This is a genomic window from Nocardioides sp. F233, assembly GCF_057813895.1.
In genome coordinates this window covers 1-293 of sequence record NZ_JBVASH010000032.1, presented here as the reverse complement: position 1 = coordinate 293, position 293 = coordinate 1, and the positions used below count along the sequence as shown (strand labels likewise).

The following is a 293-nucleotide window of genomic DNA, read 5'->3' as shown; positions in this document are numbered from 1 at the left end:
GTGTAGATCCAGACCAGGCTGTCGAGGAGGGCGAAGGAAGCCCGCCACGACTCGCGCTCCGGGAGGCCGTTGCGCACACCCTGCTCGACGAAGTCGAAGTCCTGGATCAGCATGAACACACCGAGCACCAGGCCGGCGATGGCGAAGACGAGGCCCAGGGCGCCGTCGTCGAACAGACAGAGGCAGTTGCCGAACAGGCCGAGGACGACCTCGAGCAGGCTGATGGAGACCATGCCGATCATCGCGGCGTCCACGAAAGTGCGGAACTTCTGGCCGACCTGGATGTTGAGGAC

The 293-nt window shown here is 64.5% G+C and carries 1 protein-coding gene; it reads right to left on the bottom strand.

All coding sequences use genetic code 11. The annotated features are described in order from the left end of the window. Window positions 1-293 (bottom strand): Bax inhibitor-1/YccA family membrane protein (locus ACZYRU_RS26950; RefSeq protein WP_488960182.1); only part of this gene is annotated, 293 nt, incomplete at both ends.